General features: G+C 63.5%; 14 protein-coding genes and 1 pseudogene. 6 read left to right on the top strand and 9 right to left on the bottom strand.

Annotated features, from left to right (window positions below):
* Positions 1-12 precede the first annotated feature (12 nt).
* From B0G71_RS30195 to B0G71_RS30185, 3 genes are all read right to left on the bottom strand, one after another.
* Positions 13-849 carry a hypothetical protein gene (locus B0G71_RS30195; protein ID WP_116146375.1) on the bottom strand — a complete coding sequence of 279 codons (837 nt, stop codon included), beginning with the start codon at positions 847-849 and terminating at the stop codon, positions 13-15.
* A 12-nt stretch (positions 850-861) separates the two neighbouring features.
* Positions 862-1,341, bottom strand: coding sequence for a hypothetical protein (locus tag B0G71_RS30190; RefSeq protein WP_116122927.1), 480 nt, complete (start codon positions 1,339-1,341; stop codon positions 862-864).
* A 140-nt stretch (positions 1,342-1,481) separates the two neighbouring features.
* Positions 1,482-2,144 carry a nitroreductase gene (locus B0G71_RS30185; RefSeq protein WP_116146374.1) on the bottom strand — a complete coding sequence of 221 codons (663 nt, stop codon included), beginning with the start codon at positions 2,142-2,144 and terminating at the stop codon, positions 1,482-1,484.
* A gap of 274 nt (positions 2,145-2,418) precedes the next feature.
* On the opposite strand from B0G71_RS30185, the gene B0G71_RS30180 reads away from it, so the two are divergent.
* Complete coding sequence (locus B0G71_RS30180) at positions 2,419-3,654, top strand: YbfB/YjiJ family MFS transporter (RefSeq protein WP_116146373.1); 1,236 nt, start codon at positions 2,419-2,421, stop codon at positions 3,652-3,654.
* Positions 3,655-3,688: 34 nt separating this feature from the next.
* Here the strand turns inward: B0G71_RS30180 and B0G71_RS30175 are convergent.
* From B0G71_RS30175 to B0G71_RS30165, 3 genes and pseudogenes are all read right to left on the bottom strand, one after another.
* Positions 3,689-4,118 (bottom strand): annotated as a pseudogene (locus tag B0G71_RS30175) (Lrp/AsnC family transcriptional regulator).
* Positions 4,119-4,554: 436 nt separating this feature from the next.
* Entirely contained in the window at positions 4,555-4,926 is a 372-nt protein-coding gene (locus tag B0G71_RS30170; RefSeq protein ID WP_116146371.1) for a hypothetical protein, read from the bottom strand.
* A gap of 440 nt (positions 4,927-5,366) precedes the next feature.
* A complete protein-coding gene (locus B0G71_RS30165; RefSeq protein ID WP_116146370.1) occupies positions 5,367-6,422 on the bottom strand; it encodes a LacI family DNA-binding transcriptional regulator in 1,056 nt (351 codons plus the stop codon).
* Positions 6,423-6,623: 201 nt separating this feature from the next.
* On the opposite strand from B0G71_RS30165, the gene B0G71_RS30160 reads away from it, so the two are divergent.
* The 5 genes from B0G71_RS30160 to B0G71_RS30140 all read left to right on the top strand — a co-directional run bounded on the left by B0G71_RS30160 (position 6,624) and on the right by B0G71_RS30140 (position 12,909).
* Complete coding sequence (locus B0G71_RS30160; protein ID WP_116146368.1) at positions 6,624-7,649, top strand: TRAP transporter substrate-binding protein; 1,026 nt, start codon at positions 6,624-6,626, stop codon at positions 7,647-7,649.
* A 62-nt stretch (positions 7,650-7,711) separates the two neighbouring features.
* A complete protein-coding gene (locus B0G71_RS30155; protein ID WP_116146367.1) occupies positions 7,712-9,598 on the top strand; it encodes a TRAP transporter large permease subunit in 1,887 nt (628 codons plus the stop codon).
* A gap of 103 nt (positions 9,599-9,701) precedes the next feature.
* Positions 9,702-10,241, top strand: a complete 540-nt coding sequence (locus B0G71_RS30150; protein ID WP_116146365.1) for a VOC family protein — start codon at positions 9,702-9,704, stop codon at positions 10,239-10,241.
* On the top strand, positions 10,238-11,536 hold the full coding sequence (locus B0G71_RS30145; RefSeq protein WP_116146364.1) for a ribulose-bisphosphate carboxylase large subunit family protein: 1,299 nt from the start codon (positions 10,238-10,240) through the stop codon (positions 11,534-11,536). Before B0G71_RS30150 ends, B0G71_RS30145 begins: the two co-directional genes overlap by 4 nt.
* A 26-nt stretch (positions 11,537-11,562) precedes the next feature.
* Positions 11,563-12,909: a four-carbon acid sugar kinase family protein gene (locus B0G71_RS30140; RefSeq protein WP_116149002.1), complete on the top strand. Its 1,347-nt coding sequence runs from the start codon at positions 11,563-11,565 to the stop codon at positions 12,907-12,909.
* Here the strand turns inward: B0G71_RS30140 and B0G71_RS30135 are convergent.
* The 3 genes from B0G71_RS30135 to B0G71_RS30125 all read right to left on the bottom strand — a co-directional run bounded on the left by B0G71_RS30135 (position 12,906) and on the right by B0G71_RS30125 (position 15,392).
* The gene (locus B0G71_RS30135; RefSeq protein WP_116146362.1) at positions 12,906-13,706 is read right to left on the bottom strand and encodes an SDR family oxidoreductase; all 801 of its coding nucleotides are present in this window, start codon (positions 13,704-13,706) and stop codon (positions 12,906-12,908) included. The genes B0G71_RS30140 and B0G71_RS30135 overlap by 4 nt on opposite strands.
* A gap of 149 nt (positions 13,707-13,855) precedes the next feature.
* Positions 13,856-14,011, bottom strand: coding sequence for a DUF3309 family protein (locus tag B0G71_RS30130; protein ID WP_012429014.1), 156 nt, complete (start codon positions 14,009-14,011; stop codon positions 13,856-13,858).
* A gap of 166 nt (positions 14,012-14,177) precedes the next feature.
* The gene (locus tag B0G71_RS30125; protein WP_116146360.1) at positions 14,178-15,392 is read right to left on the bottom strand and encodes a YbfB/YjiJ family MFS transporter; all 1,215 of its coding nucleotides are present in this window, start codon (positions 15,390-15,392) and stop codon (positions 14,178-14,180) included.
* Positions 15,393-15,449 lie beyond the last annotated feature (57 nt).

The following is a 15,449-nucleotide window of genomic DNA, read 5'->3' as shown; positions in this document are numbered from 1 at the left end:
AAACTGAGCGCCCTAATCGTTGGCCTGCCCGAACGCCAAAGCCTTCGGCCAGCCGAACGTATGCACGTGGGTGAGCGGCTGCGTGGCCGGCTGCGCAAGCGCGACCGCCGCGCGAATCTTGCCGGCCATCGGGATATCGAGCACATGCCAACGGCCATGTTCTGCGAGATTGAACGCACCGGTTGCGGTGTGGCTGAACAGCAGTTCGATATCGATGTCGACGGGCGCGTAACGCAAAGCATTGCACAGACTGCCGTAGCGAGCGCGCCGCCGCGAGGCTTCCGGCGTTTCGTCGGGCGCCGCGCCGGGCGAGGGCACGACGACGCTCAATCCCAGCGTCGCCGATGCAACGCCGATCACGATCCAGATGCCGCCGTACGCGATATCGATCGTGATACTGCGGCCGTCGCGAGGATGACGCGCCTGCAACTTCTCGTTGCCGTCGTCTCGCAGATCCACTGCGTTCGGCTCGCAGTCGAACAGATTCCCGACGATCCAGCGCACCACCACGCGCGCGCTGATAAAGCGTTTGCGCAACGCGGCGTTCGGATGCAGCCGCGCGCGCTCGCGTTCGCTCTTCGACAACCAGGTATCGCCTTCCTGCACCGGCACCGGCAGCCATTCGCAGCGGAATCGCCAAAGATGCAGTTCGCCTGCGCGTGGCGCGGCGACGTTGTACGGATAGCTGCGCGTCAGCGGATGGCACAGGAAGGCTGCGGCGGGAGGTGCGACGCTGGCGGGCTGCACGGCAGATTCGCCGGCGCTGCGTTCAGCTGCGACTTCGCGCGACTCGCGGCTGCCGCGCTCAGGCGAAGTCGCCGGGCAAGCCTGGTCCAGTTCCAATGACATAGGCCTGCTTCCTCAATGCATGTAGGTGACGCGCCGTGCTTGCACGTCGAGTTCGACGCCGGCGTCGAGCAGGTCGATGGCGAACCAGCGAATCAGCTTCAGGACGCCACTCACCGCGGGCGCGGGAAGCCATTCGTTCAGCAGGCGCAAGGCTGCGCCGCTATGCGTTTTTTGCAGCAACGCGATGGTTTGCAGAATCACGGCTTCGTCCTTGCCGAGGTCGCTTGCGCAACGGCAGCGCATATCGAGCGGACGATACGACACGTGCATCAGCGAACGCATCAGCAGATCGAAGTGTTCGATGCCGTCCTGCCGCAGACCGACGCCGCTGAGAACGTCGCGCCAATGCACGCCGCCGCGCGCCGTTTCGCAAGCGGGCCGCAGCCATGTGCGCACGGCGCTCAGGACGGTGCGGTCGGGCGCGTTGGCGGTGTCGGTCGGATGATCGTCGATCAGTTCCGGACGGCTGCTGTGCTGAGAGCGAAAGTTCATCGATGCTCCTGGATGGACACGGTCCAATGAATCGCGCTGCCCGGACGGGACGGGTGCCGCGTCGCAGGCCAGCGCTTGTCGCGTGCGACGAATGGGCGATGACGCAGAGCCTGCGTCGGGTGCTTATGCGTTGGTCGCGGTTACCGCGGAGGTTGCGCCGGCTGCCATTCGCGCACGTGCGCGCTGCGCGCCGCACGCACCGGTGCTTGCCCCAGTGTTTTCGGTGTACCGACAAAGAGGAAGCCGAGCAGCCGCTCGTTCGCAGCGAAACCCAGCGCGTCGTGCAGGCGTGCTTCGTAACTGTCCGGTCCCGTGGACCAGAAGCCGCCGTAGCCGAGCGCGTGGATCGCGTTGAGCATGTTCATTGCCGCCGCGCCGGCAGCCAGCAGCTGCTCGATCTCGGGCACCTTGGGATGCGCCGAGATCGCCGCGCCGAGCGCGATCACCAGCGGCGCCGCGAATGCTTTCTGCCGGCGATGCGCATGCGCCGAACGCGGCTCGTCCGGTGAGCGGGCGTTGGCGAGGTCGACCAGTACGTCGCCGAGTGAGCCGCGCGCATCGCCGCGAATCGTCACGAAGCGCCAGGGACGCAGATTGCCGTGATCGGGTGCGCGCAAGGCAGCGTCGAAAATCAGGTCGAGTTCGGCGTCCGCCGGGCCGGGCTCGGTCAGCGGCCATTGCGATTGACGCGACAGCAGAACGTCGAGCGCCGCCGAAGCATGCGGGCCGGCGCCAGTGGCAGGCGTTGCCACCGCTGGGCGCGGGCTTTCGGTTTCGGGGCGGCTGATGTCTAGCGTCGTCATGATTTCGGGTTCGGCGGATGGTATGGGCGGAATAATGAGCTAATTTTCACGTAAATGCAAATCATTCGCATTTAGAAAATGGTTTCTTGGTCGGGTTTCGCGTCTGTCCGATGCTCCGCGCCATACGGGAACGGTGTCTCCAGCCAAAGCGGTAAGCCGTTGACGCAACTAACGGTCAACCGCGCCCGGCGTCCGCGGATATGATGACGAAGTGCCGAATTCAGCCCTTCTGGCAAAAGCGGCTCGTAGCCTCCTTGCCCACTTTCGCTCGCCCATGCCGATAAAAACACTCGACGCCGCATCGACTTCTGAGGCGACCGAAGCAGCGCAACGACTCCCCACGCTGATGCTCGCCGCGTCTCTATCGCTGGGCAGCGCGATCGCGCTCGGCCTCGCCCGCTTCGCGTACGCGTTGCTGTTGCCGCCGATGAAACTCGACCTCGGCTGGAGTTTCGCGCAAGCGGGCGCGATGAATACGGCCAACGCGTTGGGCTATCTGCTCGGCGCGCTGGCTTTCCCGCGCCTTGCGCGCCGCTGGTCGGCTGGTGCATTGTTCGGCGGCGGTTGCGTGGCGACGGCGCTGCTGATGGCAGGCAGCGGTCTGCTTGCCGACACGAACGCGCTGCTCACCTTGCGCGTGATCACCGGCGTGAGCAGCGCGGCGATCTTTATCAGCGGCGGCGTGTTGGCGGCGCGGCTTGCATCGGCGAGACCGCACGATGCGGGCCTCGTCCTCGGCTTGTATTACGGCGGCACGGGGTGGGGCATTGTGGCGTCGTCGCTGCTGGTGCCGCTGACTATTTTCAACGTCCCGCACGGCTGGCAGTTCGCGTGGTTCGCACTCGCGCTCGCGTGTGCGGCGCTCGCGGCGGTGGCCGTCGGCGCGGCGCGAAAAATCGAACGCGTGCACGCGATGGCATCGTCGGCCACGCAATCACACGCCGCCGCCGATGCACCCCGCTGGCCGCGATTCAGTCTGGCGCTGGCGGGCTACACGCTGTTTGGCGTCGGTTATATCGGCTACATGACGTTTATCGTCGCGCTGCTGCGCAATGCGGGCATGAGCGCGGCTGTTGTCACGTGCTTCTATCTGTTGCTCGGCGTGGCGACCGTGATCTCCGCGCGACTGTGGTCGGGATTGCTGGATCGCATGCGCGGCGGCCAGGCGCTCGCGGTGCTGAACACTTTGCTCGCGATCGCGACATTGCTGCCCGCGCTGTTCACGCAGCCGTGGGTGGCTTTCGTGTCCGGTGTGTTGTTCGGCGCGACATTCCTTTCCGCCGTAGCGTCGACCACGGCTTTCGTGCGCCACAATCTGCCCGCGAGTCATTGGGCCAAGGGCATCAGCGCATTCACGATCGTGTTTGCGTTCGGGCAGATTGTCGGGCCGATGGTGATCGGTTGGGTCTCGGACGGCGCGGGTCTCGCACGCGGGCTGGTCTATTCCGCGCTGCTGCTCGCGGCGGGCGCGGTGCTGGCGGCGTGTCAGAAAGCATTGCGCCGAATATGAGTCCACGCATTCAGGCCCGCGCGCTGCACGCTTTTCACACCTGCACGGACGGGATGCTCTTCATGCAACGCAAGGCGAACATCGAGCGGCTATGACGGATGCCGGCGATCTTGTAGAGCTTCTCACGCAGAAAAACGCTCGTAGCCCGCCGTGCCGTCGACCGCAACCTTCACCAGATAATCGTAATCGCCCGATACGAGATACGCCTCCAGCACTTCGGTTAGCGTCGCCAGTTCGGCGCCGAAGCGGGCGAGGGCGTCGTCGTCGTGACGGTCGAGCGTGACTTCGAGCAGGACGATGTCCGCGAAGCCGAGCTTCTGCTGATCGAGCAGCGCGACATAGCCGCGGATATATCCCTCGGTTTCCAATTGACGCGTGCGATTCCAGCATGCGGTGGTCGACATGCCGACCAGTTCCGCCAATTCGGCATTGCTCAGACGCGCGTTTTTTTGCAACTCGCGCATGATCTTGCGATCCTGGTTGTCGAGCGGGCGATTTCGGATGGTCGTGGCCGTCACTGGAAGTTTATCCCTGAAAATTGCATTCTAAAGGAAGATCGTCCCGACATCGTGCGGGAAGCCTGTTGCTTTAAGAAGCCTATCCAGCCGGCGTCCCGGTATATTTTCAGGGTGCATTCATGCCCGGGACAACCGTCCGGGCCGCGGGCCTCGTGCCCGCAGCCTCGCGCGGCCACAAGCTGCCGTCCGGTGTCTCGCCGTCTTTCACAGGAAGGACGGCACGCGGGCGAATTGCGGCGTCATCAGCGCCGCAAGACGCGCTCGCCGGGCGTGGATGCATGTTCCCGACCGATGCTTGTCAACAAGACCGTCCGCGCGACAACCGACCCCCGCCCCGCATCGATTGAGGCAGTGCATTGGCAAGCGACGCGCGGCCGCTCAATCAACCTCGTTTGGTCGGCGCTTTGGCCGCACTCTGTACAGCGACACTGCGATAGACGTCGCGGCAAAATTGCATGCCGCCTTGTTGCGTGCCGTTGACACCCGCCGCGATGCGTACCGTTCCCTCCACATGCTGAGGCCCCGGCGGATTCACGATAGCGGCGTCGATCGCGAACGGATCAGTAGGCGAAGCGCGCATGATGCCAATGCCCTTGATCGTCACGTTAAGGCAAGGGTCCGGGAGTTGCGCAGCGTGCCCGGCCGCGACGTCGAACTGGATGTTCAACGTCCAGAAACCCTCGTGAATATCCTGATGAATAATGACGGCCTTCACCACGTCCTGGTGTGACAGCGTGTACTCATTGCTTGCCATCGGTCCCTCCTTGCTCGTACGCATGCTGAGCGCACGTGTGCAGAAATGGCAATTTGCGCGGACTAGGAAAGGTTAGTTTTACGCGCCATCGCTTGCGGTACAAGCGGAAAGATGCGCGGGTCCATACGTCGACAAAACGAGCATCGCACAGACGCGAAAGGCGACGCCCGGACGCTGGCATCGCCTTTCGCGCCGTAGCCGGAAGGGCCGCGGCGCGGTAGAACGGAACCTCCAATCAACCGCGCTTGCGAGTATGTAGCAACGATTAATGGAAGATGAGGTACAGGATGACCAGTACGATCAACGGGACGCCAAGCAGCCAGCCGAGAAGGTAAGGCATGATGTGATCTCCTTTCGTATCGAGGTTGGAATACGAAGTTGATTGAGCATCCCGCGTGCCTGACGTGGTGGTCTGAGCCGTCGGCATGGCCACGGCAACGTCAAGGCAGATTCTCCCGCAGAACAATGCTGAATTGCACTGGCTTAACGTCGCTCATCGCGTCACGCTTCTCGCGCACGTTGCGGAATATGCGCAGACAATTTCCCACCATGGCTTGTGGCGTTTGCGTGATCAACGCATCCATGGTGCCGTCGATCAACAACGCTCGCGTGTCAGGCGTCAAGCCATGGCCGACAAACAGAATCTTCTGCTCTGAGCGCGCTTCGACGATCGCGCGCGCCACGCCATCCGATCCGCCGCCACTGTTGTAAATGCCGGCAAGGTCGGGATGCTGCTCCAACAGCTTGCGCGTTTGCATATAGTTTCGTTCGCTATCGTCGTGTCCCTCGCGCAATCCGATCACGCGCACTTGTGGAAACGTCGATTCGATCAAATGCAGAAAACCGATCTCGCGCTCTTCATGGCCACGATAGTTGAGACTGCCCGCGAGCATCGCGATCTTTCCGTTCGGCCGCGGGCCCATGAAGCGCCCGAGCAGCAACGCCGCCGTGCGTCCCGCCGAACGATTGTCGATGCCCACATAAGCCAGTCGCCGCGCATTCGATAAATCAGAAATCAGCGTGATGGCCGGCACGCCCTGATCCGCTAATGCATTCACGGCGTCGCGCACTACGGGATGTTCGAGCGCCATGAACACCACCCCATCCGCACGCTGTCCGTAGTGCAACAGACGGTCGGCCAATTCCTTCGGGTTGAAACTCTCGACGTAGTGCACGCGGCATTTCATGTCCAGCGCGTTCCACTGATCGTGTGCGAAGTCGATGTAGTCGCCGAGCATGTGCAAGTAGCGATTGGTGCCGGCAGGCAGCAGGAACGCGATGCGCATCGGCTTCGAGGCGGGCACGACGGGCGCCTCGGGCGTGAGCAGATAGCCGAGTTGGGCGGCCGCTTGCAGCACGCGTTGCGCCGTCACGGCGCGCACGCCTTCACGGCGATTGAGCACGCGATCCACCGTGGCGGTCGACACACCGGCGGCCCGCGCAATGTCGGGAATGCGGGCACGCGCGGCGGCGGTGAGGAGAAGCGTATCGGACATGGCAGTCCTTCCTTCGCAGAACGGAAGTCCATCAAAAAACATCAGGTTCGCGGTTTGACAGCGCTAGCCGCGCACGCCTAGTCTTGCAGCTATCACACGACGACGCGGCACCGGTGACTATAAATCAGCGCGCAGCGAGGGACGATGATGGTTTTTGATGGATTCAACAGTCACATCAATTATAAGCAAGGAGACGCTCAAATGACCAACCTCGCGAGACGCACCCTGCTGCGTGCGGCAGCCGCCGTGCCGGTAGCCAGCGCGCTGGGCTTTCCGGCGATCGTGCGCGCGGCGTCCGGCCCGGAGTTCGTGTTCAAGTACGGCAACAACCTGCCGCTCACGCATCCGCTGAACGTGCGCTCGCAGGAAGCGGCCAATCAGATCAAAGAGGCGTCGAAAGGGCGCATGGAGATCCGGATATTCCCTAACAACCAGTTAGGCGGCGACACCGACATGCTCGCGCAGGTGCGCAGCGGCGGCATCGAGATGTTCACGCCGTCGGCGCTGGTGGTATCGACGCTCGCGCCGTCGGTCGCGATCAACGCGGTGGGCTTTGCGTTCAGCGACTACAACCAGGTGTGGGGCGCGATGGACGGCAAGCTCGGCGCTTACGTGCGCGCCGCGATGCAGAAGGCCGGCCTCGAATCGTTCGAAAAGATGTGGGACAACGGCTTTCGTCAAACCACAACGAGCAACGGTCCCATTACGAGCGCGCAGAACATGCGCGGTCTGAAGATTCGCGTGCCGGTGAGTCCGCTCAGCATCGATATGTTCAAGGGCCTCGGCGCTTCGCCGACCAGCCTGCAATTCAGCGAAGTTTATTCGTCGCTGCAAACGCATATCGTCGACGCGCAGGAAAATCCTCTGCCGATCGTGCAGGTCGCGAAACTCTACGAAGTGCAGAAGTACTGCTCGCTCACCAATCACATGTGGGACGGCTACTGGTTCGTGCTGAATCCGCGCGCGTGGCAGCGCTTGCCGAAGGATCTGCAAGGCATTGCCAGCGATGCGTTCAACCAGTCGGCGTTGAAGCAGCGCGAAGACGTGCGCAAGCTGAACGACGCGGCGGTCGCGGATCTGCAAAGCAAGGGTCTGTCGATCAATCGTCCCATGCCGGACACGTTCCGCGCGGCGCTACGTCAGGCGGGTTTTTACGCCGAATGGAAGAGCAAGTTTGGCAATCAGGCGTGGGACCTGCTCGAACAATCGGTTGGCAAGCTGGCCTGATCGTGCTGCATGCGGGTGAGCCTGAGACGAAGCGCGGCGAGCCGCCGCGAGGAGGCAGCAGGATGTCGAATCACGCATTGAATCCGGCGGACGCGGGCGTGCCATTGCACGCGGCGAGCACGTCGCGGCGCTGGCTGAGGAGTTTCGATCGCGGTCTGATCGCGCTCGTCGAAGTCTGCGCGGCGGCGCTGCTTGCGATGGAAATCGTCGTGATGTTGGCGGGCGTGGTGTGCCGCTATGTGCTGCATCAACCGCTAGTCTGGTCGGATGAACTGGCCGGCATTCTGTTCCTGTGGCTCGCCATGCTCGGCGCCGTGCTCGCGTTGCGGCGCGGCGAACATATGCGGATGACGGCGTTGGTCAGCCGCCTGTCGCCGCAGCGGCGCGCGTTCGTCGATACGCTGGCGATCGCGGCATCGATCGGCTTGCTTGCGCTGTTGATCGCACCAGCGTACGACTATGCGTCCGGCGAGGCGGCAATCGTGACGCCCGCTCTGCAGATCAGCAACGCGTGGCGCGCGCTCGCCTTGCCGGTCGGTGCGGCGCTCATGCTGCTGGTCGGCCTGATTCGTCTTGCTCAGGTGAGCCGCATGCGCGACGTCCTGATCGTGCTCGCGATCGCCGCTGTATTGGCCGCGGTTGCCGTGTTTGCCGGCCCGTGGTTTCAGACGCTCGGCAAAACCAATCTGGTGATCTTTTTCGTCGGCGTGGTGGGGATCGGGATTTTTTCGGGCGTGCCCATCGGGTTTTCGTTTGCGCTCGCTACGTTCGGTTATCTCGGTCTCTCGACCTTTACGCCGCTCGAAGTCGTGGTCGGCCGCATGGACGAAGGCATGTCGCATCTCGTGCTGCTCGCGGTGCCGCTATTCGTCTTCCTCGGCTTGCTGATCGAAATGACCGGCATGGCGCGCGCGATGATCGAGTTTCTCGCGAGCCTTGTGGGTCATGTGCATGGCGGCCTGTCGTTCGTATTGATCGGCGCGATGTATCTGGTGTCGGGCATCTCCGGTTCGAAAGTCGCGGACATGGCGGCCATCGCGCCGGTGTTGTTTCCGGAGATGAAAAAACGCGGCGCTTCCGAAGGCGATCTGGTCGCGCTGCTCGCCACGACCGGCGCACAAAGCGAAACCATTCCACCGAGCATCGTGCTGATCACGATCGGTTCGGTGACGGGGTTGTCCATCTCCGCGCTCTTCACTGCGGGCATGCTGCCGGGCGCGGTGCTCGCGCTGATTCTGTGCGTGGTGGTGTGGTGGCGTTATCGCAAGGAAGATCTGAGCGGCGCGCAGCGCTTCAGCAAGCGGCAGATCGGGCGACTGTTCGTCGTGTCGCTGCCGGCGCTGGCGTTGCCGTTCCTGATTCGCATGGCCGTGGTTGAAGGCGTGGCAACGGCGACAGAGGTCTCCACCATCGGCATCGCTTACTCGATGCTGATCGGTCTGCTGGTGTATCGCCGTTTCGAATGGCGGCGGCTCGGCCGCATGCTGGTGGATGCGGCGACGTTGTCGGGCGCGATTCTTTTTATCATCGGCTGCGCCACGGCGATGGCCTGGGCGCTCACGCAATCCGGCTTTTCGCAGGACCTCGCGCAGTTCATGGGCTCGATGCCCGGCGGCGCTTACGGTTTTCTCGCCGTGTCGATCGTCGTGTTCGTGATGCTCGGCAGCGTGCTCGAAGGAATTCCCGCCATTGTGCTGTTCGGGCCGCTGCTGTTTCCCATCGCGCGGCTCGCGGGCGTGCATGAAGTGCATTACGCGATCGTCGTGATTCTTTCGATGGGCGTGGGCCTCTTCTCACCGCCGTTCGGGGTCGGCTACTACTCGGCGTGCGCGATCAGCAAGGTCAATCCTGATGCGGGCATTCGTCCGATTGTCGGCTATATGGGCGCATTGCTCGTCGGCCTGATTCTGGTCGCGGCGATTCCCTGGATTTCGATCGGGTTTCTTTAAGCAGATATCTCAAGTTCATTAGCAGGTTCGACCTTCGGGTGCTGCGTCATCGCCGCGCCGGGGCGTCGCTCGTCTTTCAACCCCGCAGCATCGGGAGAGTTTCATGAGTCGTTTCTTTGGCGAAATCCGGCAGGCAGGATACGTGGTGCGGGATATCGAAGCCGCGATGGACTACTGGAGCCGCGTGCTCGGCGTGGGTCCGTGGTTCTACAACGAACGCGTGCCGATCGAGAACTACACCTACCGTGGGCAATCGTACGAGGTGCATAACTCGGTGGCGTTGGCGAACTCGGGGCCGCTGCAGGTGGAACTGATTCAGACACGCAACGACGCGCCGTCCATGTATCGCGACTTTCTCGCCGCCGGCCATACCGGCTTGCAGCACAACGCGTACTGGACCACTTCTTTCGACGCGGATCTCGCGCGACTGCGGGAGCAGGGTTTCAAAGTCGCCATGAGCGGCGAAGTGGGGCGCAACGGACGCTTCGTGTACTTCGATACGGAAAATCATCCGGGCACCGTGATCGAGTTGTCCGAGATCGCCGGGCCGAAAGGCAAGCTCTTCGACATGATCTACGCGGCGTCGCGCGATTGGGACGGCCGCGAGCCGGTGCGCCGTTTCCCCGATCTGGGCACGTTATGAGCGAGACGCTGCAACAGCAAGCGGTCGATAACGACACGCTCGAGGCCGACTATCTGATCGAGACGCCGCTTGATCCCGCACGCGTCGCCGACGTCATGGCCGGCGAGCAATCGAGCGGCACCTTCGTGCGCGTCGCCAACGAATCCGATGCGCTGCGCGCACGCAGCCGCGCGAGCGTGTTGCGCGTCGAAGAACTCGAAGCAGCGGCGCGGCCCAGCTTGCCGAACGCCTGGCTCGAGCGTCAAGGCACGCCAGGGCCGTGGCGGCGCGCGCGCATTACGCTGTCGTTTCCGCTCGCCAATATCGATGCGAACCTGCCCACGCTGGCCGCGACCGTCGCCGGCAATCTGTACGATCTCGGCGAAGTGACCGGCATGCGGCTGCTGTCGTTGCGCTTGCCGGCTTCGTACCGCAAGCGTTTCGAATTGCCGCGTCATGGCGTGGCCGGCACGCGCGCGCTGACGGAGGTGAAGGACAGGCCGATGATCGGCACGATCATCAAGCCGAACGTCGGCCTGAGCGCGGCGGAAACGGCGGCACTGGTGCGCGATCTGTGCGAAGCAGGCGTCGATTTCATCAAGGATGACGAAGTATGCGCGAACCCCGCGCATGCGCCGCTGGCGGAACGCGTGCGCGCGGTGATGTCCGAAGTGCGCCGCTACCGTGAGCGCAGCGGCCGCCCCGTAATGGTCGCGTTCAATATCACCGACGACCTCGACGCCATGCGCCGTCACGCGGAACTGGTCGAGCGCGAAGGCGGCAGTTGCGTGATGGCGAGCATCAACTGGTGCGGCTTTTCCGCGATCCAGACACTGCGCCGCGCGACGCCGCTCGTGCTGCACGCGCACCGTAACGGCTACGGCATGATGTCGCGCGATCCGGCGCTGGGCATGTCGTTTCAAGCGTATCAGACGCTCTGGCGTTTGAGCGGCGTCGATCATATGCATGTGCACGGTCTCGCCGGCAAATTCGCGCAGAGCGACGCCGAAGTAATCGAGTCGGCGCGCGACTGCGCGACGCCGCTTGCCCCGGGTTGCGACGATACGGTGCTGCCCGCGTTTTCGTCTGGGCAATGGGCCGGCACCGTGCAAGCGACCTTCGACGCGGTGCGCTCCACCGACCTGCTGTTCATGTCGGGCGGCGGTATTCTCGCGCATCCGGATGGCCCGGCAGCAGGCGTCACGAGTGTGTGCCAGGCATGGGCGGCGGTGCAGGCCGGCACACCGCTGCCGGTGTACGCCGAGCACATGCCGGAACTGCGGCGCGCGCTGGCGTTTTTCGGCAGCCGCACGTGAACGCTTCGGGCGAGACGGACCAAAAGATGAGCGACGAAGCAAACAGCAGCGGTCCGGCTTACGCTTTCTACGGCGACGACTTCACCGGCGCAACCGACACGCTGGCGCATCTCGCCCGCGCCGGTTTGCGCACCATGCTCTTCTTCGCACCACCGGATGCCGCGCGTCTTTCGATGCTCGGCCGTCTCGACGCGATTGGCGTTGCCGGGGCCGCGCGGGCCATGGCGCCCGCGGTGCAGCGACAGGAACTCGAACGCGTCGGCGCCGCCTTCGCCGCGCTCGGCGTACGGGTGATGCACTACAAAGTGTGCTCGACGTTCGATAGCGCGCCGGAAACCGGCAGCATCGGCGTGGCGATTCGTACGTTGCGCGAGTACTGCGCGAACGAACTCGTCGCGGTGGTCGGCGGTCAGCCGAATTTGCGGCGCTATTGCGTGTTCGGTGAACTGTTTGCGGCAGCCGGCGCGGACAATAGCGCGCAGTCGATCTATCGCATCGATCGTCATCCGACCATGAGCCGCCATCCGGTCACGCCGATGAACGAAGCGGATTTGCGCGTGCATCTTGTGCGGCAAGGTGTGAAGAATGTGCAATCGATCGACTGGCGCTGCTACGCGCGCGGTGCCGCCGAATTGCAGGAAGAAGTGCAGCGCCGGCTCGATTCGAAACCCGACGCCGTGCTGTTCGACGTACTCGACGATTCGCATCTGCAAGCTGTTGGCCGCGTGATCGTGCGTCATGCCGCCGTGACGGCGCCATTGCTCGCGGTCGGTGCGAGCAGCGTTGCGCAGGCTTATGTGTTGGCGCGTGAAACTCCCGCCGAGCCCGGCGTTTTACAGACCCGAACCACGCCGCCACTGGCGCGCGCGCACGGCCCCGTGTTCGTGCTTGCAGGCAGCCTCTCGCCATTGACCGAAATACAGATCGGTGCCGCGCAATCCTATCTGCATGTGGAACTGGACCCGCTGAAAATGACCGGCGACGCAGCCTCAGACTATCTGGTGGAACGCGTGGCGGCGATAGCCGGCCCCTTGCGCGACGGACGCAATGTGCTCGCTTTCACGACACGCCGCGCGCCGAGCGAAGCCGGCGCGTTGCCGCAACTCGCGCACGCCTGTGCGTCACTGCTGCAACAGGTGCTCGGTGCCGTGCGCTTGCAACGCATCGGCATTGCGGGCGGCGACACGTCGAGTTTTGCCGTGCACGCACTCGGCGCTTGGGGATTGTCGTATCTCGCGCCGTTATCGGCGGGCGTTACCGTGTGCCGTCTCCATGCCGATCAAGCGGAACTCGACGGTATGGAAATCATGCTTAAGGGCGGCCAAATGGGCAACGCGGATCTATTCGAGCAACTGCTCGACGGCAACGGCTAACCGTTGTCGGCGAAACCGGGATAGAGCGTCATGCCGCCGTCGACGAACAACGTCGTGCCGACCACGTAGTCGCTTTCATCCGATGCGAGCCAGACGGCCGCCTTGCCGATGTCGTCCGCTTCGCCCACACGCCCGTAGGGAATCAGCTTCAATAGTTTCTGCAGCGCGGTTTCGGTGTCCCATGCGTCCTTGTTGATCGGCGTGCGGATCGCGCCCGGCGCAATGGAATTGACGCGAATGCGTTCGGGCGCGACCTCCTGCGCGAGCGATTTCATGAACATCTGAATGCCGCCTTTGGACGCCGCGTAATTGACGTGCCCCGCCCACGGAATGACTTCGTGAACCGAGCTCATGCAGATGATCTTGCCGAGCGCTTTGGACGTTGTCGTCGGGCCGCGTCGCCGAAACTCTTTCACGGCCGCCTGTGCCGTCAGGAACTGGCCGGTGAGATTGGTCGCCAGCACCTGCTGCCAGTCGTCCAGCGTCATATCGGCAAATGCATTGTCTTTCTGCACGCCCGAATTCGCGACCACGATATCCACGCTGCCGAAACGCGCGCGGCATGCCGCGAACATCTTCTCGACCTGCGTGGGGTTGGCGACGTCGGCCTGCACCGCGAGAGTGGCGCCGCCGGCTTTCTCGATCTCGGCGCAAAGTTGCTCCGCCCCTTCGGCATGTGAGTGATAGTTCACGACGACGGCCGCGCCCGCATCCGCGAGCGCTTTGGCGACGCCTGAACCAATGCCCGAACTGGCGCCCGTGACCAGAGCGACCTGATTCGCGAGTAACTTTTCCATTGCTGCTCCCAGGGTGACAAGATAAGGATGTGCATCGACCGTCGACATAGCAAGGCCGCCGGATATCCGTGCAGCGAACTGCTCGGATATCCGGCGGCCGGCCCGCTTTCAAGCAGTGCGGGTACTACGCGACGCCATGGCAATTAAGGCTATATGACGCCGACGACCAGCAACACGATCACCACGATCACGACGAGTCCGAGACCGCCGGTGGGACCGTAACCCCACGCGCGGCTATGCGGCCACGTGGGGAGCGCACCGATGAGGAGAAGAATCAGCACGACTAGAAGAATAGTTCCCAACATATGAATGACCTCCGCCTGGTTGATTGGATCTGCCTTCACGACAGCCGCGCAAGCCCCGCATGGCGAGTGTTCTTGCGAAAGGCAGTATCGGTGTCACTGCTGAGCAAACCGCATGCCCAAGGCGAAAAGCCGAGCCGGAAGCGGCGTGGAACCGTCACGCCGCCGTTTAGCGGGCGGTGCTGATACGCGACGCAATCAAATCCCCGACGAAGGCGAGAGCGAGCGCAGCCGCGCCGCAAGTGAAGATCAACGCGTAGTCGTTATGCGTATGCGAGAAGAGATACGAATACCCATAGCCGCCGAGCGCCTGGAACAGCGCGAAGGCTGTCGTCGCGCGACTCCATGCGGCTCGCTGTTCGGTGTGATCGTGTGGCACGAGTTCGTGAATGCGGCCGAGCACGAGCGGCACGATGCCCGGTGTGAAGATGCCGAGAATCACGGTCGATGCAGCCAGCACCAACGTGCTGCCCGAGAACGCGAGCATGGCGACGGCGGCCGCTTGCAGAATCAATCCGACGCGATAGGCCTTGCCGAAGCCGATGCGATCGGCCACGTTGCCGCAGATCACCGGGCCGGCGATTGCAGCGAGGCCGTACAGCACCCAGTAGTCCGCGCCGATAGCGGCGCCGCGTCCCAGGCCACGAGCGATATAGTCGACGAGCAGCACCATCGCCGGGACGAGGCCGAGTGCGTTTGCCGCGTATTGCGCATACAGCACGCGAAGCGTCAAGCCGTGAGGGCGCGCTGCGTGATGCGCACCGGAAGGCGCGACCGGCGCGGGCGGATTCGTCGAAGGCCAGCCGAACCAGCTCACCGCCGTCAACACCAGCGCCACGACACCGAGACCGATCCACGTAGTTTGCAAGCCATAGTGCAGCAGTTTTGGAATCAAGGTGCCGGATGCCGCAATGCCGAGACCGAGTCCAAGAAAGATCATGCCGCTCACGAAGCCACGCCGTGGCACGGGAATGTGCGGAAGAATCGACGTCGCCACCAGCACCATGATGGCGCCGCCGGAAATGCCCGACAACAAGCGCCACGCGAAAAACCAGCTCACCGAAAGCGGATACGCGCAGGCGAAGAAGGCGGCGGTCACGACCGCCATCAGCAGGCGCAACGCGCTGCGGTTCGACAGTACGGATGCGAGCGGACGGCCGATCAACGCGCCGACCAGATAGCCGGCGAAGTTCGCCGCGCCGAGCGTTACCGCTTGCGACGAGGTGAACCAATGCGCCTGGATCAGCGAGGGAATCAACGGCGTGTACGCGAAGCGCGCGAGGCCAATGGCGACCAGACTGCCGCACAGACCCGCGAGCGTTGCGAAGAGCGCGCGGGCATCGAGTGAGACCGGACTAGCTGACGTTATCGGAGCAGCGGACATGACGGTTCCTTTACCGGTGCGCGCGCTGGTGGCGGCGCTGCCGGATGTCGGTGGGAA

Source organism: Paraburkholderia sp. BL27I4N3 (genome assembly GCF_003386115.1).
Taxonomy (GTDB): Bacteria; Pseudomonadota; Gammaproteobacteria; order Burkholderiales; family Burkholderiaceae; genus Paraburkholderia.
This window is presented reverse-complemented; position numbering and strand designations above follow the sequence as displayed.